This window comes from Streptomyces sp. NBC_01410, assembly GCF_045040195.1.
GTDB lineage: Bacteria > Actinomycetota > Actinomycetes > Streptomycetales > Streptomycetaceae > Streptomyces.
In genome coordinates this window covers 3,737,041-3,757,918 of record NZ_CP109530.1, presented here as the reverse complement: position 1 = coordinate 3,757,918, position 20,878 = coordinate 3,737,041, and the positions used below count along the sequence as shown (strand labels likewise).

Below are 20,878 nucleotides of genomic sequence, written 5' to 3'. Positions count from 1 at the left end.
TCAGGTCCGGGCGCTTGCCCGCTGACCGCGGAACGAGGCGCGGTAGCCGTGCGGCGTTGTTCCGGTCACTCGCTTGAAGCGCTCGCGGAACGCGGTGGGCGAGCCGAAACCGGCCTGGTCCGCCACGCGCTCGACCGGGTCGTCGGTGGTCTCCAGCAGGTACTGGGCCCGGCGAACCCGTGCGCGCAGCAGCCACTGCAGGGGCGTGGTGCCGGTCTGTTCGTGGAACCGCCTGCTGAAGGTCCGCTCGCTCAGCCCGGATCGGGCCGCCATGCTCTCCAGGGAAAGGTCCTGGCCCAGGTGTTCCTCGATCCACGTGAGAACTGGTTCGATCACCGAACCCTGAGGCACCGGGGGCTGCTGGTGGACGATGAACTGGGCCTGGCCGCCCTCCCGCTCCAACGGCATCACCATCAGGCGGGCGGCGTCGGCCGCCACGGCGGAGCCCAGGTCGTGCCGGATCATGTGCAGGCACAGGTCCAGGCCCGCCGACGCCCCGGCCGACGTCAGCAGCCGGCCGTTGTCGACGTACAGCACGTCCGGACGGACCTCCACCTTCGGGTAGAGCTCCGCGAGCACACCGGTGGCCAGCCAGTGCGTGGTCGCGGCGAGACCGTCGAGGAGCCCCGCCTGGGCCAGGGTGAACGCTCCCGAGCAGATCGAGGCGATCCGGGTCCCCCGCGCCGCCGCTGCCCGCAACGCCTCCATGGCCTCCTCGGCGGGCGGGCAGGTGTAGTCGGAGCGGCCGGGCACGATGATCGTGTCCGCGTCGGCCAGCGCCTCCAGCCCCCAGGGTGCCCGCACGACGTACGTGCCGCTGTCCACGTCAGGCGTCACCCCGCAGACCCGCAGCCGGTACGGCCGCCGGCCGTCCGGCAGCCGTACGCATCCGAAAACCTCGACCGGAACCGCAAGATCGAACGCCAGCACCCGGTCCAACGCGAGAACTGCCACGGTGTGCATGGCATCAACGATAGACATAATCCGGCCAAAGCCAATAGCCCGGGCAAAACCCCCAAAGGCGAGATCTTCCCACGTCAGACGCGTGGCGGGAATCCGTTGCTGTTTGTCGATCCAGCCCCTGTGCCGTAATTCGGCCAGTCACTAGCGTGAGCGCCACGGGCCGTAAGAGCGAAGGGTGACCATCCGCCGCCGAAGGGAGCGGACTCTTGTTCATCAATCATCTGTGGATGGTGGGGTTCCGCCTCCGCACCGGTACGGACCGGACCGTCAGGCACTTCTACGTCGTCCGGGACGCCAAGGACGAGGACGACGCCCGGCGGCTTGCGGCACGGCTGGCTCATTCCCTCCCGGAGCGGGAAGCGCGCGCGTACGCGCCGCTCGACGAAAGCGGGACCGAGGTCCTCCTCCTCCACCGCGACGCCCTGGGGAACTGGCGCCCGTCGGCCCACCGCCCCAGGCCCGGGAGCAACGGCTCGATACTTCACGGTCGTGGTCAGGTGTCTTCGGGATCCAGCTCGAAGACGAAATAGATGCTCAGGCAGTAGGGCTCGTCCTCGTCGTGGAGGTAGTCCCACGACACGTCCGCCAGGCGGATTCTTTGTTCCCGCACCCACTCATGGGCCTTCTTGAAGGCTTCCGCGGCAGTTGTGGCCGGGAACAGCTTCCTGGCAATGGGATGCACGCCGGTCTCGGCGTCCGAGTCGTCGAAACCCTCCGGAACGTCCAGGCAGAAGGTGGGACCGAGCTCCATGGAGTGCGCCCTTCCAGTCGGCTTACCCGTACGAATCGACAGAGACTGTCCTCTGAGTACGACGCCTGGTAGGACCTCCGCACACCTGGAAGGGTTGCTTCTGCCGGCCAGGTACTCAACCCCGTCAGGCGTCGAAGCGGTGGCGGGATGCCTCGATGTGACCGAGGAACTGGTGGGTCCAGTCGCAGAGTCCGTCGATCGTCACCCGCAGGGCCTGGCCCGGCTCGGTGAGGGTGTACTCGACCCGCGGCGGCACGACGGGGTGCACCGTCCGCTCGATCAGACCGTTGCGCTCCAGCATGCGCAGGTTCTGGGTGAGCATCTTGTGGCTGACGCCCTGGATCTCGTTGCGCAACTCGCTGAAGCGCAGGGTGTGCTCCCCCAGGGCCTCGATGATCAGGAGCGCCCACTTGTTGGCGACGTCCGAGAAGATCTCCCGCGCCAGGGAGTCCGCACGCCGCACGTCCGCTTCGTCGGCCGAGCCGCTGAACTGCTTGGTCACCATCAGGTTCCCCAGTCACCGAAAAGTGCGTTCTTCCATGTCAGCGGCCACTCTCCTACGGTTTCCCAGTAACCGCAAGAGAGCGGTTCTTATCGCAATGGAGGTAGACAGCATGGCCATCACCCTGGTGAACCCCAACGGATTGCCGGAAATCGACGCCTACCGGCAGGTGTCGATCGCGACCGGGTCGAAGCTGGTCTTCATCGCCGGGCAGGTCGCCTGGGACGCCGATGGGGTCAACATCGGCGAAGGCGACCTCGCCGCTCAGGTCGAGCAGTGCTACGTCAACATCGGCACCGCCCTGGCCGCGGCCGGCGCCTCCTTCGACGACGTGGCGAAACTGACCGTCTACGTCGTCGACTGGACCCCCGACAAGATGCCCCTGCTCATGGAGGGGCTCGGCCGGGCGGCCGCGAAGCTGGGGGTCACCGCGACACCCCCCGCCTCGCTGCTGGGCGTTGCGGCACTGGACGTACCCGACCACCTGGTCGAGATCGAAGCCACCGCCGTCATCGACTGAACGGGCACTCTTCGCCCCCGGGCTGCCTGAGCCCCGCGTCCGCCGCGGCGCGGGGGCCTGGCACGACGGGCAGCGGAGCCCGAGAACTGAGGCCGGGGGCCGGGCTGTTGGTACCGGCTGGGAGACTCCCCCCATGGACAGCACACCCGAGCAGATGAGCTCCCGGACAGCGGCCGCATGGACCGTCGCGCTCGCGGGCCTCGGAGCACTCACCGGCTTCGTCTGGGACGGGCCGTTCCTCGCCGTCGCCTGCGGCCTTTCCCTGGGAGGCGGCGCCGCCATGGGCACGGTCCTGTCCCGCCGCCGCATGATCGCAACCATTCGGGAAGGACAGGGGAAGGCTGCCGCGCTCGGGTACGCCGACGGAGTCGCGGACATGGTGGTGCTGGAGATATCCGCGTACAGGACCGCCGTCTTTCCGCTGTCCGGCCCCCTCGCGGTAGACCCCGCCGAGCGCCTGGCGCGCCGTAAGGCCGCTTACCGCCTCACGGCCGCGGACGGGCTTCCCCACCACGTTCGTGAGGCCGCGGCCGCCGCTCTCGAAGCGATCGATGACGCGCGTGAGCGCGAGACCCAGTCCGCCATCGAGGACCTCATGAAGGCCGTCCAGGAGCAGCGCCGCGGCACGTGACCGTGGCCCCGCCTGTCAGTCCGGGGCGCCGGGGGCCCGGCGGGCGCATGCTGGGGATATGGCCAGGTGAGCCGCCCGGATCTGTGCTCGGTGCCGTCGAGCTGCCGTAGGGATGGCGAGCCCGCTGTCAGTGTGCGGGGATAAGGTCCCCTCTCAAGATCCCGCACATTCAGATCCTCAAGGGGGAGATCTGCCATGAGCAGCACCGGAAGCGGTAAGCACGAGGGATTCACGGCCGAGGAGCGGGCCGCGATGAAGGACCACGCCCAGGAGCTGAAGAAGGAAGCGCGCCGCAGCTCGCGCGCGGACAAGGCGGCGGAGGCGGAGCGGGACGTGCTCGAGAAGATCGCCGAGATGCAGGAATCGGACCGGATCATGGCCGAGCGCGTCCATGCCGTCATCACAGCCAGTGCCCCGGTCCTCGCGCCGAAGCTCTGGTACGGGATGCCCGCCTACGCGCTGGACGGCAAGGTCGTCTGCTTCTTCCAGAGCGCGGAGAAGTTCAAATCGCGCTACGCGACGCTCGGGTTCAGCGACCAGGCGAAGCTGGACGAGGGCACGATGTGGGCGGTCGCTTTCGCCCTGACCGAGCTGACGGCAGAGGTGGAGGCGCGGATCGGTGCGCTCGTGAAGCAGGCAGTGAGCTGAGGGGCGCGCCGCTGACTCCCGCCGCATCGGCCGCCGGCCACCGGTGACGTCTGCGCGTGCTGATGCATCTGAGGCGTCTTAGGCTGGTGTCCCGGTTGCTGAGGAGGTCGCTCATGCCGAGGCCCGTATGGAGCGGCGCCATCTCGTTTGGCCTGGTCACGATCCCCATCAAGGTGCTGCCCGCCACCGAGAACCGCTCCATCAGCTTCCACCAGTTCCACCTGGAGGACGGCGGCCGGATCCGTACGCGCAAGGTGTGCGAGATCGACGGCAAGCAGCTGCGCGGCGACGAGATCGGCCGGGGCTACGAGGTCGCGAAGGACACCATCGTCGAGGTCACCGATGAGGACCTGGACAGCATGCCCCTGCCGACGGCCAAGGCGATCGAGATCGTCGCGTTCGTGCCCGCCGACAGCATCGACCCGGTGCGCATCGGCGACTCGTACTACCTGGCCGCGGACGGGGCAGTCGCCGCCAAGCCCTACGTGCTGCTGCGCCAGGCCCTGGAGCGCAGTGCGAAGGTCGCCATCGCCAAGTTCGCCTGGCACAACCGGGAGCGCCTCGGTCTCCTGCGGGTCAAGGAGAACGCGCTCGTCCTGCACGCGATGCGCTGGCCCGACGAGATCCGCGACCCCGCGGAGCTGACGCCGAAGACGGTCGACCTGGACGACTCCGAGATCGACGCCGCGATCCAGCTGATGGAGACGATGGCGACCGACGACATCTCCGGGTACACCGACCGCTACCGCGAAGCCCTCGAAGAGGTCATCGCCGCCAAGGCCGCCGGGAAGCAGCCGCCCAAGCCGGAAGGCGAGCCGGAGCCGGCAGGTCAGGTCGTGGACCTGATGGCCGCGCTGAACGCATCCGTACAGGCGGCGAAGGAATCGCGGGGCGAGAGCGGCGAACACGCCACCGTGCACGACATGCCGAAGAAACGAGCGGCGAAGAAGACGGCGGCCGCGGCCAAGAAGACCACGGCAGCAGCAAAGAAGACCACGACCAAGAAGGCGGCCGCGAAGAAGGCCACCGGCCGGAAGCCGAAGAGCGCATAGGGCCTGTCCGGCGGATCTCTGATCGATCAGACTCCGGCTCCGTTCAGCCCTCGTGGCATCACGTGGTGCCACTTGAGGTGCCAGAGTGGCCGCGACTCCACGTGGCACCGCGTTGGCGCACCTCAATGTCGGCACGTTTTCGCAGGTCAGATCCGCCGGATTGGCGCCCGCCCGCAACCGCTCTTCTTGTGGGCTTGCGTGTGGCGCCATAGTGGTGCCACTATGGCGTCATGGACCTCACGCCGTATGTCGACAACCTTCGCCGCGAACTCGCGGTGGCCGCCGAAGCCGGCGGCGAAGAAGCCCGCGAGCTGGCCGAGCGGCTCACCGCTCCCCTGGAGTCGGCGACGCGCCTGACGATGCTCAATGTGCTCTCCGCCGCGATGGACGAGATCACCCGTGAACTCGCCCCCGGGTCGGTCGACGTACGGCTGCGCGGGCTCGACCCCGACTTCGTGGTGACGCGGCCGGCGGGCGACGAGGCGTACGAGGACAAGAGCGGGCCCGCCGAGCCGCTCAATGCACCGGCCCCGGCACCCGCCGACGGCGACGACGGCGGCACCGCCCGCGTCAATCTGCGCCTGCCCGCCCACCTCAAGGCGCGCGCCGAGGAGGCCGCGAGCCGCGAGGGCCTGTCGGTCAACGCGTGGCTGGTACGAGCCGTGTCGGCCGCGGTAGACGGCGGCGGCCAGTCACGTACGACGGAGAAGACCCGTACCACCCGCACCGTCGGACAGAGCTTCACGGGCTGGGTGCGCTAGCCGCGCCCCGCCACCCCACTTCACCCACACCACGTCCCACCAGCAGGGACGCCACGTAGACCCAAGAGGACGGGACAGCCATGCCTTCTTTCGACACCCCCGCGACCATCTCGGCCACCGCCCACGTGGAAGCCGGATCCATCTGGTTCATCGCCGCCGACCGGCTCGACACCCTCGTCGAGGTGAAGCCCCGCGACCCGAAGAAGGACCAGGACGTGCGGGCGGCCGAGCAGACCGAGGTCACGTACGCGAGCGGCCGGCTGACCATCAGGACACCCAAGCAGCGCTATCTCATCGGGCGCACCGGCACCGTCGACGTGACGGTCGAACTGCCCACCGGCTCGCAGGTGGAGATGACCGGCGCCTGGGCCCAGTTGCACGGCGAGGGCCGGCTCGGCGAGGTCCGTGTGAAGACCTCGTCGGGCGACGTCCGCCTCGACACCACCGGGCCGCTGCACCTGACCGCGTCCCACGGCAGCATCACCGTGGACCGAGTCGAGGGTCCCGCCGAGATCACCACCAGCTCCGGCAGCCTGCGCGTCGGTGCCGTCGACGGCACCGCCGTCCTGAAGAACTCGCACGGCACCACGATCGTCGGCGACGCCCGGGGCGATCTGCGGGTGAGTGGCGCCAACGGCGACATCCTCATCGAACGCGCCGAGGGCTCGGTCGCCGCCACCACCGCCCACGGCACGCTGCGCGTCGCCGACGTCGCCCGCGGCACCGTCCAGCTGGAGACCTCCTACGGCTCCATCGAGGTCGGCATCCGCGAGGGCGCGGCCGCCTGGCTCGACGTCAGCTCGGGCTCCGGCCAGGTGCACAACGCGCTCACCGCGTCCGAGAGCCCGGAGAAGAGCGAGGACACGGTCGAGGTCAGGGCCCGTACCCGCTACGGCAACATCGACATCCGCCGCGCCCGGGCCTGACCCGCCCCATCTCCTTACAAGCAAGGCCACTTCACCGCTCACCACACCTTCGAATGGGAGGGCCCCGTGCCTTCTTCTGTCATGCCCATGCCCATGCCCATGCCTAGGCAGGGGGACGGCCGGCAGCCGTCCGTCGCCGTCTCCACCGCCGATCTGCGCAAGTCGTACGGCGACAAGACCGTCCTTGACGGCATCGATCTGCGGATCCCGTCCGGCACTGTGTTCGCGCTGCTGGGGCCGAACGGCGCCGGCAAGACCACCACCGTGCAGATCCTGTCCACACTCATCTCCGCCGACGGCGGGCAGGCCCAGGTCGCGGGCCACGACGTCGCCGCAGCACCGGACGGCGTGCGCGCCGCGATCGGCGTCACCGGGCAGTTCGCCGCGCTCGACGACCTGCTCACCGCCGAGGAGAACCTGCTTCTCATGGCCGACCTGCTGCGCCTCGGCAAGCGTGAAGGACGCAAGCGAGCCAAGGAGTTGCTGGAGCGGTTCGAGATCGCGGACGTCGCGCACAAGCGCGCCGCGTTCTTCTCCGGTGGTATGCGGCGCCGGCTCGACCTCGCCATGACGCTCGTAGGTGACCCGCAGGTGATCTTCCTCGACGAGCCGACGACCGGGCTGGACCCGCGCAGCCGCCGCACCATGTGGGAAACCGTGCGTTCGCTGGTCGCAGGCGGCGTCACCGTCTTCCTCACCACGCAATACCTGGAGGAGGCCGACCAGTTGGCGGACCGGATCGCGGTGCTCGACGGCGGACGGATCGTCGCCGAGGGCACCGCCGAAGAGCTCAAGGCACAGATCCCCGGCAGCCATGTACGCCTGCGGTTCACCGACCCCGACGAGTACGAGCGCGCGGCCGCCGCCTTCCCCGGCGCGGCCCGCGACGACGAGGAGCTCGCCCTGCGCGTGGCGGGCGACGGCGGGCTCGACGCGCTGCGCGCCCTGCTCGACCGGCTCGACGCCATCGGTGTCCGCGCCGCCGACTTCTCCGTGCACACCCCCGACCTCGACGACGTGTTCCTCGCCCTGACCGGCGAAGGCACCGCCGCCACCCCGCTCCACGTGAAGGAGACCCTGCGATGAGCAGCCTCACCTACGCCGTGCACGACTCGATGACGATGCTGCGGCGGAATCTGAAGCACGCGATCCGCTATCCGTCCGTGGGGTTCGGCAGCGCCATGACGCCGATCCTGATGCTGCTGCTGTTCGTGTACGCCTTCGGGGACTCGATCGGCGCCGGGATGGGCGGCGGCCGGGACGCGTATCTGAACTATCTGACGCCCGGCATCATCATCATGGGGGTGGCCGCCGGCTCGATGTCGACCTCGATCGCTGTCTGTTCCGACATGACCGAGGGCATCATCAACCGCTTCCGCACCATGAACATCACGCGCTCGTCGTTCATGACGGGGCATGTCATCGGCAGCGTCATCCAGACGATGGTGAGCGCCGTGCTGGTCGTCGGCGTCGCGCTCGCCGTCGGCTTCCGGTCCGGGGCGACCCCGCTGGAGTGGCTTGCCGCGGCCGGCTTCCTCGTCGCCATCGCCTTCGCGGTGACCTGGCTGTCCACGGCGCTCGGGCTGATCTCCAAGACCGTCGAGTCGGCGAGCAACAAGCCGTTGCTCGTCCAGTTCCTTCCGTTCCTCGGCTCGGCGTTCGTGCCGGCCGAGTCGATGTCGCCGGGCCTGCGCTGGTTCGCCGAATACCAGCCGTTCACGCCGATGACCGAGACACTGCGCGGCCTGCTCTCCGGCTCGGAGATCGGCAACAACGGCTGGATCTCGCTCGCCTGGTGCGCCGGTATCGCGCTGGTCGGCTACGTCTGGTCGCGGTCGCTCTTCAACGGCAGCACCACGCGCTGAGCACCGGCACACACAAGGGCGGGGTGCTCACTCACCGGCAGGGAGTGAGCACCCCGCCCTTGCATGTCCGACGACGACGGCTCCCGGGCGCGGCAGTTGTGTCTCAGCGGAAAGCGGCGATATTGCGGGCGACCCAGTCGGTGAAGGGGCGCGGGGCGCGGCCGAGGACCCGTTCCACGTCCGGGCTGATCCCCAGCTCGGCCGGGCTCGGGGCGCCGAGGATGTCCAGGGTGTCGTCGGCGAGCTCCGACGGCACGAACCGGGTCATCGCGGCCTTGGCCTCGTCGCGGGTGAGTTCGTGGAACCGCACCGGCGAGCCGAGCGCGGTGGCGATGGTCTCCGCCTGCTGACGCGGCGTGATCACCTCCGGCCCGGTCAGCTCGTACACCCCGCCGGTGTGGAGGTCGTTCAGCAAGCAGGCCGCCGCGACCTCGGCGATGTCCGCCGGGTCGACGATCGGCACCCCGACGTCGCCGAAGGGCGCGGCGACCGTCCCTTGCACACGGAAGGACTCCGCCCAGGCCAAGGCGTTGGAGGCGAAGCCGCCCGGCCGCAGGACGGCCCAGTCCAGGCCGGACTCCCGCAACGCGTCCTCCACCGCGCGCATCGCGACCCGCGACGGGCCGAGCGGCCTGGTCGCCACGCCCTGCGAGGACAGCAGGACGACCCGGCGGACCCCACTGGCCGCGGCCAGGCCGATGATGTCGGCCGGCCTGGCTTCGGGGGCGTGCAGGTCGCCGGACAGCAGGAGGAACAGCGCCTTCGCCCCGTCCAGCGCGGGCGTGAGGCCCGCCGGCTCGGCCAGGTCGGCCGCCACGTGCCGTACACCGTCCGGCACGGTCGCCGCGTGCCGCGACACCGCCGTCACCTGCTCGCCCGCCTCGGCCAGGGCCCGCGTCAAGGGCCTGCCCACATTTCCGGTAGCCCCGGTCACCACGATCATGATCAGCTCCTCGTCCGTTGTGCACTGCGGCATTGACGCTAGGAGAGGGGCTTACTTTTCGTAAGAACGTACCTGGAGGTAAGCTCCGGACATGACAGAAGGCGCGCAGCTGACGCAGGCCGAATCGGGGAAGCGGTATGACGTGTTTCACACCGACTGCCCCGCGCGCGATGTGCTCAACCACGTGACCAGCAGGTGGGGCGTCTGGGTGCTGATCTCCCTGCGCGGCGCCGACCTCCGGTTCTACGAGCTGCGCGAGAGCATCCAGGGCATCAGCGAGAAGATGCTCGCCCAGACCCTGCGCGCGCTGGTGCAGGACGGCCTGGTCTGGCGGGAGGTCCAGCCGACGACGCCGCCCCAGGTCACCTACGGCCTGACCCAGTTCGGCCAGGACATCGGCGAGCCGCTCGAGGAATTGTTCAACCGGCTCGACCGAGGCCGTCGTTAGCTCCCGCCGGCGCTAGACCCAGCTGTCCAGCCACATCCTGTTCCGCCAGTCCTCCACCGGAATCGGCGTCCCCGTGTACAGCGGATAGAAGTAAATAAAGTTCCAGATGATCAGGAGCACCAGCACCCCCGCGCCGATCGCCCCGATCGCACGTCTGCGTTCGTCCGAGCCCGGTGGGCCCAGCATCGCGCCGATCATCATCGCCACCGCCAGGCACAGGAACGGCACGAACACGACCGCGTAGAACAGGAAGATCGTGCGCTCCTGGTAGAAGAACCAGGGCACCCAGCCCGCCGCGATCCCGCAGGCGATGGCGCCCGCGCGCCAGTCGCGGCGGAAGAACCAGCGCCACAGGATGTAGCAGATCGCGAAACAGGCCGCCCACCACAGCAGCGGTGTGCCCAGCGCCAGGACCTCAGCTGCGCACTTGTCCGCCGCGTCCGCCGGGCAGCCCTGCGTGCCCGCCTTCGGGTCCTCGTAGTAGTACGAGACCGGGCGGCCCAGCACGATCCAGCTCCAGGGGTTGGACTGGTAGGTGTGGCCGGAGGTCAGATTGACGTGGAACTCGTAGACCTCGTTCTCGTAGTGCCACAGGCTGCGCAGCCAGTCGGGCAGCCACGTCCAGTTGCCGCCCCTGCCGTCCTTCTGGGCCCAGTCCCTGAAGTAGCCCTTGTCGGTGACGATCCAGCCGGTCCAGGTCGCGATGTACGTGACGATCGCGACCGGCACCGTCGAGAAGAAGGCCGGTACGACGTCCTTCCTGAGCACCGCCTTGTACGGCTGCACCGCGCCCGCCGTCCGCCGTGCGCCCACGTCCCACAGGACGGTCATCAGGCAGAACGCGACCATCACATACAGGCCGTTCCACTTGGTGCCCGCGGCCAGGCCGAGCATCAGGCCCGCCGCCAGGCGCCAGGGGCGCCAGCCCAGGCGCAGGGTCTCCGCGACGGTGGCGTCCGGCCGCAGGATCCCCTCCTCGTCCGTCGGCAGTGCCGCCGCCAGCTTTCTGCGTGCCCAGTCCCGGTCGATGACAAGACACCCGAAGGCCGCGAGCACGAAGAACATCAGCACCAGGTCGAGCAGCGCCGTGCGGCTCATCACGAAGTGCAGCCCGTCCACGGCGAGCAGCGTGCCGGCCAGGCAGCCCAGGAACGTCGAGCGGAACAGGCGCCTGCCGATCCGGCAGAGCATCAGCACCGACAGCGTGCCGAGCACGGCGACCATGAACCGCCAGCCGAAGGGCGTGAAGTCGATGATCTTCTCGCCGAGGCCGATGACCCACTTGCCGACCGGCGGATGCACCACGTAGCCGGGGTTCGACGGGATCGTCACCGCGTCCGGGTTGTCCAGGATCGCCTTGTCGATGTCCTTGGGCCAACTGCCCTCGTACCCCTGGTTGATCAGGGCCCAGGCGTCCTTGGCGTAGTACGTCTCGTCGAATATCACGGCGTCGGGCTTGCCCAGGTTCCAGAACCGCAGCACGCCCGCGAAGAAGGCCACCATCAGGGGGCCGAGCCAGGCGGTGATCCGCAGCAGCCGCGTCACGTCTCCCGGGCGGATGGCGAACACCTGCCACAGCCGCTCGGAGGGGCGGGTGTACGGCGGCACCAGGCGCTCGCGCAGCCCGATCACCGGCCTGGGCGCGTAGCCGAATCTGCGCAGCCGCTGCTGCCAGCCGGGGGGCTGCTGATCGGCGTCCTTGCCCTGAAGGGTCTGTGGCGCGGTACTGGTCACCGCGCCATCGTAGGGAACGCGACTGTGCGAGTCGTGCGTACGGTCCTGCGAGGATGGCGTATGTGACAGGAACGCTGGTACTCGCAGGGACCCCCATCGGTGATGTCGCGGACGCGCCGCCCCGGCTCGCCGCCGAGCTGGAGGGCGCCGACATCGTCGCCGCCGAGGACACCAGGCGGCTGCGCAGGCTGACCCAGGCGCTCGGTGTGCACACCACAGGGCGGGTCGTTTCGTACTTCGAGGGCAACGAGTCCGCCCGTACGCCGGAGCTCGTCGAGGCGCTCGCGGGCGGCGCCCGGGTGCTGCTGGTCACCGACGCCGGGATGCCGTCCGTCTCGGACCCCGGCTACCGGCTCGTGGCCGCCGCGGTCGAGAAGGACATCAAGGTCACGGCCGTACCGGGACCGTCCGCCGTGCTGACCGCGCTCGCCCTGTCGGGGCTGCCCGTGGACCGTTTCTGCTTCGAGGGCTTTCTGCCCCGCAAGGCCGGCGAACGGCTCGGCAAGCTGCGCGAGGTCGCGGACGAGCGGCGCACCCTGGTCTATTTCGAGGCCCCGCACCGGCTCGACGACACCCTCGCCGCGATGGCCGACGTGTTCGGCGCCGAGCGCCGGGCCGCGGTGTGCCGCGAGCTGACCAAGACGTACGAGGAGATCAAGCGCGGCGGCCTCGGCGAGCTCGCGGCCTGGGCGGCCGAAGGAGTACGCGGCGAGATCACCGTCGTCGTCGAAGGAGCGCCGGAGGCAGGTCCGGGTGAGCTCGACCCCGCTGAGCTGGTGCGCAGGGTGCAGGTGCGCGAGGAGGCAGGGGAGCGGCGCAAGGAGGCCATCGCAGCGGTCGCCGCCGAAGCGGGGCTGCCCAAACGGGAGGTGTTCGATGCCGTGGTGGCGGCAAAGAATGCGGATCGAACGGTCCCCGCGGACGGTAAAGGACTATCGTAAAAGGCAAAGCGCAGACCGCGTCCTGACCTTTACTGCATGGGAATACCAAAGACCACACCATTAATCGACAGGCGTTGATGCGCTCCCGCCGTAATAGGCGTCCACTGGAGATCGGTGGAGAGGAGCTGGCATGAGTGAGATCACGGGCACCCCCAGGGTCCACGAGGCATACGCCTTCGCTTGTATGCGCTGCGGGCACGGCTGGGAGCAGGAGTACGAGATAGAGCATCACATCGACGGCGCGGGCCAGGAATACGTCGTCTACAAGGCCAACGGTCTGCGGGTGCCGTCTCCGCTCTCGAGCCCGACCTGCATGAACTGCGGCGGGCATGTCGTACGGATCATGCGGGCGGGACAGGTCTCGTCGATGCACAACCTGATCGGACAGTCCGTCTCGATCTCCGGCCCACTGCCGAGTGCGCCGCACGGAGAGCCCGAGAAGGCCAAGAAGCCCAGGAAGCCGGAGAAGGCCCAGCCGGCCGGGACCGCGCAGTCCGGCGCCGAGCCGTCCGAGGCCGGGCAGTCCGGGCCGGAAGAGCCCCATCACTGGCATCTCTCCGGTCTCCTGCACCCCTTCCACCGCAAGTGAGGTCCCGGGCGCGAGCCTCGTAGGATCGCGCCCATGAGTTCGAAGTCAAGCCCGCCGCCGCTGCCCGAACCCCTCGGGGTTCCGGTCGCCGATTCGCACACCCACCTGGACATGCAGGAGGGCACCGTCGAAGAGGCCCTGGCCAGGGCCGCGGCGGTCGGAGTGAGCACCGTCGTGCAGGTGGGCTGCGACATCAAGGGCTCGCGCTGGGCGGCGGAGACGGCCGCGGCGCACGACAGCGTGCACGCCGCGGTCGCGCTGCACCCCAACGAAGCCCCGAGGATCGTGCTGGGGGACCCCGACGGCCGGTCCCGCCAGGGCGCCCGCGAGGGCGGCGGTGACAGTGCCCTCGATGACGCACTCGCCGAGATCGACCGGCTCGCCGCCCTGGACCAGGTGAAGGCCGTCGGCGAGACCGGCCTGGACTACTTCCGTACGGGAGCCGACGGAATCGCCGCCCAGGAGCGCTCGTTCCGGGCTCATATCGAGATCGCGAAGCGGCACGGTAAGGCCCTCGTCATCCACGATCGCGACGCGCACGCCGATGTGCTACGGATCCTCGCCGAGGAGGGCGCCCCCGAGCGGACCGTCTTCCACTGCTATTCCGGCGACGCGGAAATGGCCGAAGTGTGCGCGGCCGCAGGCTATTTCATGTCCTTCGCGGGCAATGTGACCTTCAAGAACGCCCAGCCGCTGCGTGACGCGCTCGCCGTCGCCCCGCTCGAACTCGTACTCGTCGAGACGGACGCGCCGTTCCTCACGCCCGCGCCGTACCGCGGACGGCCTAACGCGCCGTATCTCATTCCGGTCACGCTGCGTGCGATGGCGGCCGTCAGGGGGCTCGACGAGGACACGCTGGCCGCGGCGATCGCGGCCAACACGGCCCGCGCCTTTGATTACTGAGGGATAACGGCGCACAGGGTAGCGTCGCGACACTGCGTAGTCGAATCGCTTGGGAGAGTGACCGGACTCCGCTATCGTCCCGGCCCGCAACGCCATCGGGCGGACCGGACCGGACCTTACGGAGCGTCGTGAACAATTCGCAGGGCAGTCACCGTGCCGCGCGTGGCGCCCGCCACGCTCTCTCGTCGTACGAGAGCGACATCGACACCTACGCGGAGGGCTACACGCCGACGTACGTCTCGCTTCCGGCGCCGCCGTCTCCGACACTGCCGCGGCAGAGCCCCGCCCGGACCGTCGAGGGGCAGGGCGGACGCGCCGAGGCCCGGCGGGCCGCACGCCGCCGCAGGGCGGAGGAGAAGCCCGACACCCTGCGCCGCCTCGTCCCGCAGGCCCTCGTCGTCGCCTTCCTGGCGGGCGGCACCTCCGCCTTCGTCGCCAACGACAAGGCCGTCCGGCTCACCGTCGACGGGGTGCCGCGCACCATGCACACCTTCGCCGACGACGTGGATGAGCTCCTGGAGGACGAGGGGGTCCAGGTGGGCGCGCACGACATCGTCGCCCCCGCCCCCGGCTCGGCTCTCGCCAGCGGCGACGACATCGTCGTCCGCTACGGCCGGCCCGTCATGCTCACCCTGGACGGGCAGCCCCGCCGCGTATGGACCACCGCCCGCACCGTCGACGGCGCGCTGCGCCAGCTCGGGGTGCGGGCCGAGGGCGCGTATCTGTCCGCGTCCCGCTCCCAGGTGATCTCCCGCACGGGCCTCGTCCTGGACGTACGGACCGAGCGGACCGTGACCTTCATGGCCGACGGGCGCGAGCGGACCATCCGTACGAACGCGGCGACGGTGCGCGAGGCACTGGGCGAGGCCGGGATCGCGCTGCACGGCCTGGACACTACGTCCGTACCCCCCGGCAGCTTCCCGCGCGACGGCCAGACCGTCACCGTCATGCGGATCACCTCCACCCGGGAGGTGCGCGAGGAGCCGATTGCGTACGACACCGAGAAGACCTGGGACTCCTCGCTCTTCACGGGCACGGAGGTCGTCGTGCAGCAGGGCAGCCCGGGCGCCCGGCGCGTCACCTACGCGCTGCGCACGGTCAACGGGGTGCGGCAGCGGCCGAGGAAGGTCGCAGAGGAGGTCGTACGGGAGCCGGTCACCCAGCTGGTGATGGTGGGCACCAGGCCGCTGCCGAGTTCCGTGCGGGGCGCGGACGGCCTGGACTGGGGCTCCCTCGCGCTCTGCGAGTCGGGCGGGCGGGCCGGCGCGGTCGATCCGTCGGGGAACTACGGCGGGCTGTACCAGTTCGACACCGAGACCTGGCACGCGCTGGGCGGCACCGGGCGGCCGCAGGACGCGTCCGCCGCGGAACAGACGTACCGGGCGAAGAAGCTCTTCGTGCAACGGGGGGCGAGTCCGTGGCCGCACTGCGGCCGTAGGCTGTATCGGTGAGCACCACTGAGCCCGACGCACTCCTCGGCCCCGCCGACATCCGTGAACTGGCCGCAGCGCTGGGCGTACGCCCCACCAAGCAGCGCGGCCAGAACTTCGTCATCGACGCCAATACGGTCCGCAGGATCGTCCGCACCGCAGAGGTGCGCGAGGACGACGTGGTCGTCGAGGTCGGCCCGGGGCTCGGGTCGCTGACCCTCGCGCTGCTGGAGGCGGCGGACCGGGTCGTCGCCGTCGAGATCGACGATGTGCTCGCGAGTGCACTGCCCTCGACGATCCTGGCCCGGATGCCGGAGCGCGCGACGCGCTTCTCGCTGGTCCACTCGGACGCGATGCTCGTCGAGGAACTGCCGGGGCTCGAGCCGACGGCGCTGGTCGCGAACCTCCCGTACAACGTCGCCGTGCCCGTCCTCCTGCACATGCTGGACCGCTTCCCGACGATCGAGCGGACGCTGGTGATGGTCCAGGCGGAGGTCGCGGACCGGCTGGCGGCATCGCCCGGCAACAAGGTCTACGGCGTCCCCTCCGTGAAGGCGAACTGGTACGCGCAGGTGAAGCGGGCGGGGTCGATCGGCCGGAACGTCTTCTGGCCGGCGCCGAACGTGGACAGCGGACTGGTGTCCCTGGTGCGCCGGTCCGAGCCGGTGGACACCACCGCCACCAAGCGGGAGGTCTTCGCGGTGGTCGACGCGGCCTTCGCGCAGCGGCGCAAGACGCTGCGCGCGGCGCTCGCGGGCTGGGCCGGATCGCCCGCGGCGGCGGAGAAGGCCCTGGTGGCCGCCGGTGTCTCCCCGCAGGCCCGGGGCGAGTCCCTGACGGTCGAGGAGTTCGCACGGATCGCGGAGGCGAAGGCGTGAGCGTCACCGTACGAGTCCCAGCCAAGGTCAACGTCCAGCTGGCGGTGGGGAGTGCGCGGCCCGACGGCTTCCACGACCTCGCCAATGTCTTCCTCGCCGTCTCGCTGTACGACGAGGTGACGGTGAGCCCGGCGTCGTCCCTGACGATCACCTGCTCGGGACCGGACGCGGGCCAGGTCCCCCTCGACCGTACGAACCTGGCGTCGCGGGCGGCCGAACTGCTCGCCGCGCGGCACGGACTGTCACCCGACGTCCACATCCACATCGCCAAGGACATCCCGGTCGCGGGAGGCATGGCGGGAGGCAGTGCGGACGGCGCGGCGGCCCTGCTGGCCTGCGACACCCTGTGGGGCCTTGGCTCCACCCGCGCCGAACTGCTCTCCATCTGCGCCGAGTTGGGCAGCGACGTCCCCTTCAGCCTGGTGGGCGGGGCGGCACTGGGCACGGGCCGCGGCGAGCGGCTGACGGAGCTGGAGGTCGGCGGCGAGTTCCACTGGGTGTTCGCGGTGGCGGACGGCGGTCTGTCGACACCGGCGGTCTACGGGGAGTTCGACCGCCTGAACGAGGGCGTCGCGGCCCCGGCCCCGACGGCGTCCCCGGCCCTGCTCGACGCGCTGCGCACGGGCGACGCGCCGTCCCTGGCGGGCGCGCTCGCCAACGACCTGCAGCCCGCCGCCCTCTCCCTGCGGCCGTCCCTTGCGGACACGCTGCAGACGGGCACATCGGCGGGCGCACTGGCGGCGCTGGTCTCCGGCTCGGGCCCGACGACGGCGTTCCTGACGAAGGACGAGGAGTCGGCGCGGTCGGTGGCGGAGGCGCTGCTCGCGTCGAGGACGTGCCGCGAGGCGAGGGTGGCGTCGTCGCCGGCGGCGGGGGCGACGGTTTTGTAGGCACGGTCAGCCGACGGCCCGGGCCAGAAGTGGTCCCGGCCCCGTGGCTGAGATGCGCAGACGGTCTGGATTCCACCGACGCTGGTTGTTTGCCGAACTGACGGTGACGCGTACACCCAGGTCGAGGAGAATCTGGCGGCGGCCTCCGTCGCCACGGGATTCCCACTCTTCGCTCACGGACTTTCCCGTTGGGGCCCACTCCCAGCGGACGGCGGGGGCCGCTTGTAACTCCTCCAGAAGCGAAGATCGAGATTCGAATTGCCTCTGCACCGCATCAGCAGCGAGTCCACGCAGACTCGCGAGGCGACTGGCAAGTTGCTCGATCTGCGACTGCAACTCCTCCATGTACGTATCGGTTTGGCCGAGGCCGAGGGGAATGCGCGCGACGAAGGGAAGTCGGCCGAACTCCCGCAGGGCCCATTGCTGGACGGCTTCTTCCAGCCGCGCGGCTGAGACCAGTACCTTGCAGCCGTCCGCGCATCGATACACGTCGTTCGTCCCACCTCCTTCCAGGAGGCGGCGGCTGTTGTAGTGCAGCCATGCGCCACACTCCGCGCAATGAGCCACATGCAGGAGCAGCGACGATCGCAGGCGGGGGCGCTGGGCGGTCGTGCGTCGTGCTGCCAGAGTCGCTTGCAACCTGTCCCAGGTCTCCGTGGCGATCAAGGGCGGTCCCACACATACGGGTCGACCATCCGGCTCCGTGACGGCGCGTCGTTCACGGCCGCTGCCGACAGTGCGGTGTCCGAGCAGCGCTGGAGACTGGAGCATGCGTCTCAAGACGGTTGGGGACCAGGGAGAAACCTTGCCGGTCCTTGAGCTCACCGTCCCTGGCGACGGCACTCCAGCAGAGTTGAGCGCTCGGCACACGGCGGCGACCGATTCACCTTCGAGGATCTGTTCAACGATCCATCGCATGCGATCCGCGTTCTCCTCGCGCGGAGCGAGGCGCTTACCGCCCTTGCCGTCTGCGACGATCCGATACCCGTACGGGGCGTTCCCACCGATCCAGCGTGCCACTTCTCGGAGGGACAGCCGGGAGCGGCAGATCCTCGCCTGGATGAGGCCGCTCTCGCTCTCGGCATCGGCGACAGCGGACAAGAACTTGCGTCTCCCGTCGGCGGTTGCCGTATCCAGATGATCGCGCGCGGTGGCGAGTGTCGTTCCTGCCGAGTCAAGGTCCCTGAGCAGGCTGAGGGCGACGGCAGTCGAGCGCGAGAGCCGATCGGGTTGCGCCACGAGGAGGATGTCCAGCCGGTCCAGCATGGCGATGAGCCTCTTCAGGCCTGGACGCCTGTCTGCCGGGAGCGACCCGGATATGTCCACGTCCTCCACCTCCGATACGACCTCCCAACCGCGAGAGTCACACAGAGCCCTGCAGTCTTCGCGTTGTGCGGCTATCGATGTGCTGCCGCCGTTGTCGCGACTGAGGCGGAGGTAAATCGCGACCCGAATAGTGTGCTCTGCCATCAATGTCCCTCGTCTCAACTGCCTTGTTGGACCAGGGCATTATTCTCTACGGAAAGCGCACAGAGTGACGGCCTTATCGCAAAATGTGACCGATGGCGTCTGGGGGGTGAGGTGGGCGGCGGGGCAGCAGGTGACTGCCATCTACCCTGGAGGTCGATCCATCCCCCCGTACAGGAGTGAAATGGCCGTCAACCTGGTCAATGTCGAGGCAGTCAGCAAGGTGTACGGAACCCGTGCCCTGCTCGACGGAGTCTCCCTCGGCGTCTCCGAAGGGGACCGCATCGGTGTGGTCGGCCGTAACGGCGACGGCAAGACGACCCTCATCCGCATGCTCGCCAAGCTGGAGGAGCCCGACACCGGGCGGGTCACCCAGAGCGGCGGTCTGCGGCTCGGCGTGCTCACGCAGCACGATTCCCTCGATCCCGAGGCGACTGTCCGGCACGAGGTCATCGGCGACATGGCCGACCACGAGTGGGCCGGCAACGCACGGATCCGCGACATCATCACCGGGCTCTTCGGCGATTTGCACCTGCCGGGCTTCGAGCAGGGCCTGGACACCGTCATCGGCCCGCTCTCCGGCGGTGAGCGCCGCCGGATCGCGCTCGCCAAGCTGCTCATCGCCGACCAGGACCTGATCGTTCTCGACGAGCCCACCAACCACCTCGACGTGGAAGGCATCGCCTGGCTGGCGAAGCATCTGAAGGCCCGCCGCTCGGCGCTCGTCTGCGTCACCCACGACCGCTGGTTCCTCGACCAGGTCTGCACCCGGATGTGGGACGTCCAGCGCGGCTCGGTCTTCGAGTACGAGGGCGGTTACAGCGACTACGTCTTCGCCCGCGCCGAGCGCGAGCGCATCGCGGCCACCGAAGAGACCAAGCGGCAGAACCTGATGCGCAAGGAGCTGGCCTGGCTGCGGCGCGGCGCCCCCGCCCGTACGTCCAAGCCGCGCTATCGCATCGAGGCCGCCAACGAGCTGATCGCCGATGTGCCGCCGCCGCGGGACACCAGCGAGCTGATGAAGTTCGCCAACGCCCGCCTCGGCAAAACCGTCTTCGACCTGGAGGACGTGACCGTCACCGCCGGACCGAAGGTGCTGCTGAAGCATCTGACCTGGCAGCTCGGCCCCGGCGACCGTATCGGCCTGGTCGGCGTGAACGGCTCGGGCAAGACCTCGCTGCTGCGCGCGCTCACCGAGGCCGCGCGTACGCAGGGCGAGCAGCAGCCCGCGGCCGGGAAGATCACCGTCGGAAGGACCGTGAAGCTGGCGTATCTCTCGCAGGAGGTCGCCGAGCTCGACCCGAACCTGCGGGTGCTGGAGGCCGTCCAGCGGGTGCGCGACCGGGTCGACCTCGGCAAGGGCCGGGAGATGACCGCGGGTCAGCTGTGCGAGCAGTTCGGCTTCACCAAGGAGAAGCAGTGGACTCCGGTCGGCGATCTGTCCGGCGGTGAGCGCCGCCGCCTGCAGCTGCTGCGCCTGCTGATGGACGAGCCGAACGTCCTCTTCCTCGACGAGCCCACCAACGACCTCGACATCGAGACGCTGACCCAGCTGGAGGACCTGCTCGACGGCTGGCCGGGCTCGATGGTCGTCATCTCCCACGACCGCTTCTTCATCGAGCGGACGACGGACAAGACGTACGCGCTGCTGGGCGACGCGGCCCTGCGGATGCTGCCGCGCGGCATCGACGAGTACCTGGAGCGCAGGCAGCGGATGATCGAGACCGCGGCTCCGGCGGCGGCCGCGGCACCCGCCGCCCCGACGACCGAGAAGTCGGCGGCGGACGTGCGGGCGGCGAAGAAGGAACTGCAGAAGATCGAGCGGCAGCTGAACAAGATCTCCGACCGCGAGACCAACCTGCACGCCCAAATCGCCGAAAACGCCACGGACTTCGAGAAGGTGGCGAAGCTGGACACCGAGCTGCGTGAACTGATCGGCGAGCGGGACGAGTTGGAGATGCGCTGGCTTGAGCTTGCCGAGGACGCGTGAGGACTCGTAGCCAACTCGCGTGGCAGCTGTGGCGTAGAGAAGCGGT

23 protein-coding genes are annotated in these 20,878 nt (G+C 69.5%); 17 read left to right on the top strand and 6 right to left on the bottom strand.

All coding sequences use genetic code 11. From position 1 onward, the window contains the following. Entirely contained in the window at nucleotides 1-963 is a 963-nt protein-coding gene (locus OG741_RS17070; RefSeq protein ID WP_405598749.1) for a GlxA family transcriptional regulator, read from the bottom strand. 206 nt (nucleotides 964-1,169) lie between these two features. On the opposite strand from OG741_RS17070, the gene OG741_RS17065 reads away from it, so the two are divergent. Then, on the top strand, nucleotides 1,170-1,493 hold the full coding sequence (locus OG741_RS17065) for a hypothetical protein (protein ID WP_405598747.1): 324 nt from the start codon (nucleotides 1,170-1,172) through the stop codon (nucleotides 1,491-1,493). On the opposite strand, the gene OG741_RS17060 is transcribed toward OG741_RS17065, so the two are convergent. Both OG741_RS17060 and OG741_RS17055 read right to left on the bottom strand, forming a co-directional pair. After that, the gene (locus OG741_RS17060; protein ID WP_405598745.1) at nucleotides 1,457-1,714 is read right to left on the bottom strand and encodes a hypothetical protein; all 258 of its coding nucleotides are present in this window, start codon (nucleotides 1,712-1,714) and stop codon (nucleotides 1,457-1,459) included. The two genes, OG741_RS17065 and OG741_RS17060, sit on opposite strands and share 37 nt — an antisense overlap. 124 nt (nucleotides 1,715-1,838) lie before the next feature. Further along, the gene (locus tag OG741_RS17055; protein WP_405598743.1) at nucleotides 1,839-2,219 is read right to left on the bottom strand and encodes a winged helix-turn-helix transcriptional regulator; all 381 of its coding nucleotides are present in this window, start codon (nucleotides 2,217-2,219) and stop codon (nucleotides 1,839-1,841) included. Between the two features lie 109 nt (nucleotides 2,220-2,328). Between OG741_RS17055 and OG741_RS17050 the strand changes: the two genes are divergently transcribed. The 8 genes from OG741_RS17050 (at nucleotide 2,329) to OG741_RS17015 (ending at nucleotide 8,619) form a co-directional block, all read left to right on the top strand. Beyond that, the gene (locus OG741_RS17050) at nucleotides 2,329-2,736 is read left to right on the top strand and encodes a RidA family protein (protein WP_405598740.1); all 408 of its coding nucleotides are present in this window, start codon (nucleotides 2,329-2,331) and stop codon (nucleotides 2,734-2,736) included. A gap of 133 nt (nucleotides 2,737-2,869) precedes the next feature. Continuing rightward, nucleotides 2,870-3,367: a hypothetical protein gene (locus tag OG741_RS17045; RefSeq protein WP_405598738.1), complete on the top strand. Its 498-nt coding sequence runs from the start codon at nucleotides 2,870-2,872 to the stop codon at nucleotides 3,365-3,367. A 195-nt stretch (nucleotides 3,368-3,562) separates the two neighbouring features. Continuing rightward, nucleotides 3,563-4,015: an iron chaperone gene (locus tag OG741_RS17040; RefSeq protein WP_405598736.1), complete on the top strand. Its 453-nt coding sequence runs from the start codon at nucleotides 3,563-3,565 to the stop codon at nucleotides 4,013-4,015. A gap of 113 nt (nucleotides 4,016-4,128) precedes the next feature. Next, the gene (locus OG741_RS17035; protein ID WP_405598733.1) at nucleotides 4,129-5,067 is read left to right on the top strand and encodes a Ku protein; all 939 of its coding nucleotides are present in this window, start codon (nucleotides 4,129-4,131) and stop codon (nucleotides 5,065-5,067) included. Between the two features lie 230 nt (nucleotides 5,068-5,297). Next, on the top strand, nucleotides 5,298-5,828 hold the full coding sequence (locus tag OG741_RS17030; protein WP_405598730.1) for a hypothetical protein: 531 nt from the start codon (nucleotides 5,298-5,300) through the stop codon (nucleotides 5,826-5,828). Nucleotides 5,829-5,908: 80 nt separating this feature from the next. Beyond that, nucleotides 5,909-6,754, top strand: a complete 846-nt coding sequence (locus OG741_RS17025) for a DUF4097 family beta strand repeat-containing protein (protein WP_405598728.1) — start codon at nucleotides 5,909-5,911, stop codon at nucleotides 6,752-6,754. Between the two features lie 93 nt (nucleotides 6,755-6,847). Then, nucleotides 6,848-7,840 carry an ATP-binding cassette domain-containing protein gene (locus OG741_RS17020; protein WP_405598725.1) on the top strand — a complete coding sequence of 331 codons (993 nt, stop codon included), beginning with the start codon at nucleotides 6,848-6,850 and terminating at the stop codon, nucleotides 7,838-7,840. Then, nucleotides 7,837-8,619: an ABC transporter permease gene (locus tag OG741_RS17015; RefSeq protein WP_405598722.1), complete on the top strand. Its 783-nt coding sequence runs from the start codon at nucleotides 7,837-7,839 to the stop codon at nucleotides 8,617-8,619. The genes OG741_RS17020 and OG741_RS17015 overlap by 4 nt, the downstream gene beginning before the upstream one ends. Nucleotides 8,620-8,722: 103 nt before the next feature. Here the strand turns inward: OG741_RS17015 and OG741_RS17010 are convergent, their stop codons facing one another. Further along, nucleotides 8,723-9,562 (bottom strand): SDR family oxidoreductase, encoded by an 840-nt coding sequence (locus OG741_RS17010; protein WP_405605613.1) that lies wholly within the window; start codon nucleotides 9,560-9,562, stop codon nucleotides 8,723-8,725. A 91-nt stretch (nucleotides 9,563-9,653) separates the two neighbouring features. Here OG741_RS17010 and OG741_RS17005 point away from each other — a divergent pair, with 91 nt between their 5' ends. Continuing rightward, nucleotides 9,654-10,010: a winged helix-turn-helix transcriptional regulator gene (locus OG741_RS17005; protein ID WP_405598720.1), complete on the top strand. Its 357-nt coding sequence runs from the start codon at nucleotides 9,654-9,656 to the stop codon at nucleotides 10,008-10,010. A 12-nt stretch (nucleotides 10,011-10,022) separates the two neighbouring features. Here the strand turns inward: OG741_RS17005 and OG741_RS17000 are convergent, their stop codons facing one another. Continuing rightward, nucleotides 10,023-11,744, bottom strand: a complete 1,722-nt coding sequence (locus OG741_RS17000) for a dolichyl-phosphate-mannose--protein mannosyltransferase (protein ID WP_405598718.1) — start codon at nucleotides 11,742-11,744, stop codon at nucleotides 10,023-10,025. Nucleotides 11,745-11,797: 53 nt separating this feature from the next. Between OG741_RS17000 and rsmI the strand changes: the two genes are divergently transcribed. From rsmI to OG741_RS16970, 6 genes are all read left to right on the top strand, one after another. Continuing rightward, nucleotides 11,798-12,685, top strand: a complete 888-nt coding sequence (gene rsmI, locus OG741_RS16995) for a 16S rRNA (cytidine(1402)-2'-O)-methyltransferase (protein WP_405598716.1) — start codon at nucleotides 11,798-11,800, stop codon at nucleotides 12,683-12,685. A 130-nt stretch (nucleotides 12,686-12,815) separates the two neighbouring features. After that, the gene (locus tag OG741_RS16990) at nucleotides 12,816-13,274 is read left to right on the top strand and encodes a hypothetical protein (protein WP_405598714.1); all 459 of its coding nucleotides are present in this window, start codon (nucleotides 12,816-12,818) and stop codon (nucleotides 13,272-13,274) included. Nucleotides 13,275-13,307: 33 nt separating this feature from the next. After that, complete coding sequence (locus tag OG741_RS16985; RefSeq protein ID WP_405598712.1) at nucleotides 13,308-14,177, top strand: TatD family hydrolase; 870 nt, start codon at nucleotides 13,308-13,310, stop codon at nucleotides 14,175-14,177. A 128-nt stretch (nucleotides 14,178-14,305) separates the two neighbouring features. Continuing rightward, the gene (locus OG741_RS16980) at nucleotides 14,306-15,628 is read left to right on the top strand and encodes a ubiquitin-like domain-containing protein (protein ID WP_405598711.1); all 1,323 of its coding nucleotides are present in this window, start codon (nucleotides 14,306-14,308) and stop codon (nucleotides 15,626-15,628) included. Further along, nucleotides 15,625-16,485, top strand: a complete 861-nt coding sequence (gene rsmA / locus OG741_RS16975; RefSeq protein ID WP_405598708.1) for a 16S rRNA (adenine(1518)-N(6)/adenine(1519)-N(6))-dimethyltransferase RsmA — start codon at nucleotides 15,625-15,627, stop codon at nucleotides 16,483-16,485. Before OG741_RS16980 ends, rsmA begins: the two co-directional genes overlap by 4 nt. Then, nucleotides 16,482-17,375 carry a 4-(cytidine 5'-diphospho)-2-C-methyl-D-erythritol kinase gene (locus tag OG741_RS16970; RefSeq protein WP_405598706.1) on the top strand — a complete coding sequence of 298 codons (894 nt, stop codon included), beginning with the start codon at nucleotides 16,482-16,484 and terminating at the stop codon, nucleotides 17,373-17,375. Before rsmA ends, OG741_RS16970 begins: the two co-directional genes overlap by 4 nt. A 6-nt stretch (nucleotides 17,376-17,381) precedes the next feature. On the opposite strand, the gene OG741_RS16965 is transcribed toward OG741_RS16970, so the two are convergent. Beyond that, a complete protein-coding gene (locus OG741_RS16965) occupies nucleotides 17,382-18,845 on the bottom strand; it encodes a recombinase family protein (RefSeq protein WP_405598704.1) in 1,464 nt (487 codons plus the stop codon). Nucleotides 18,846-19,026: 181 nt separating this feature from the next. Here OG741_RS16965 and OG741_RS16960 point away from each other — a divergent pair, with 181 nt between their 5' ends. Beyond that, nucleotides 19,027-20,832 (top strand): ABC-F family ATP-binding cassette domain-containing protein, encoded by a 1,806-nt coding sequence (locus tag OG741_RS16960; protein WP_405598702.1) that lies wholly within the window; start codon nucleotides 19,027-19,029, stop codon nucleotides 20,830-20,832. Nucleotides 20,833-20,878: the final 46 nt, after the last annotated feature.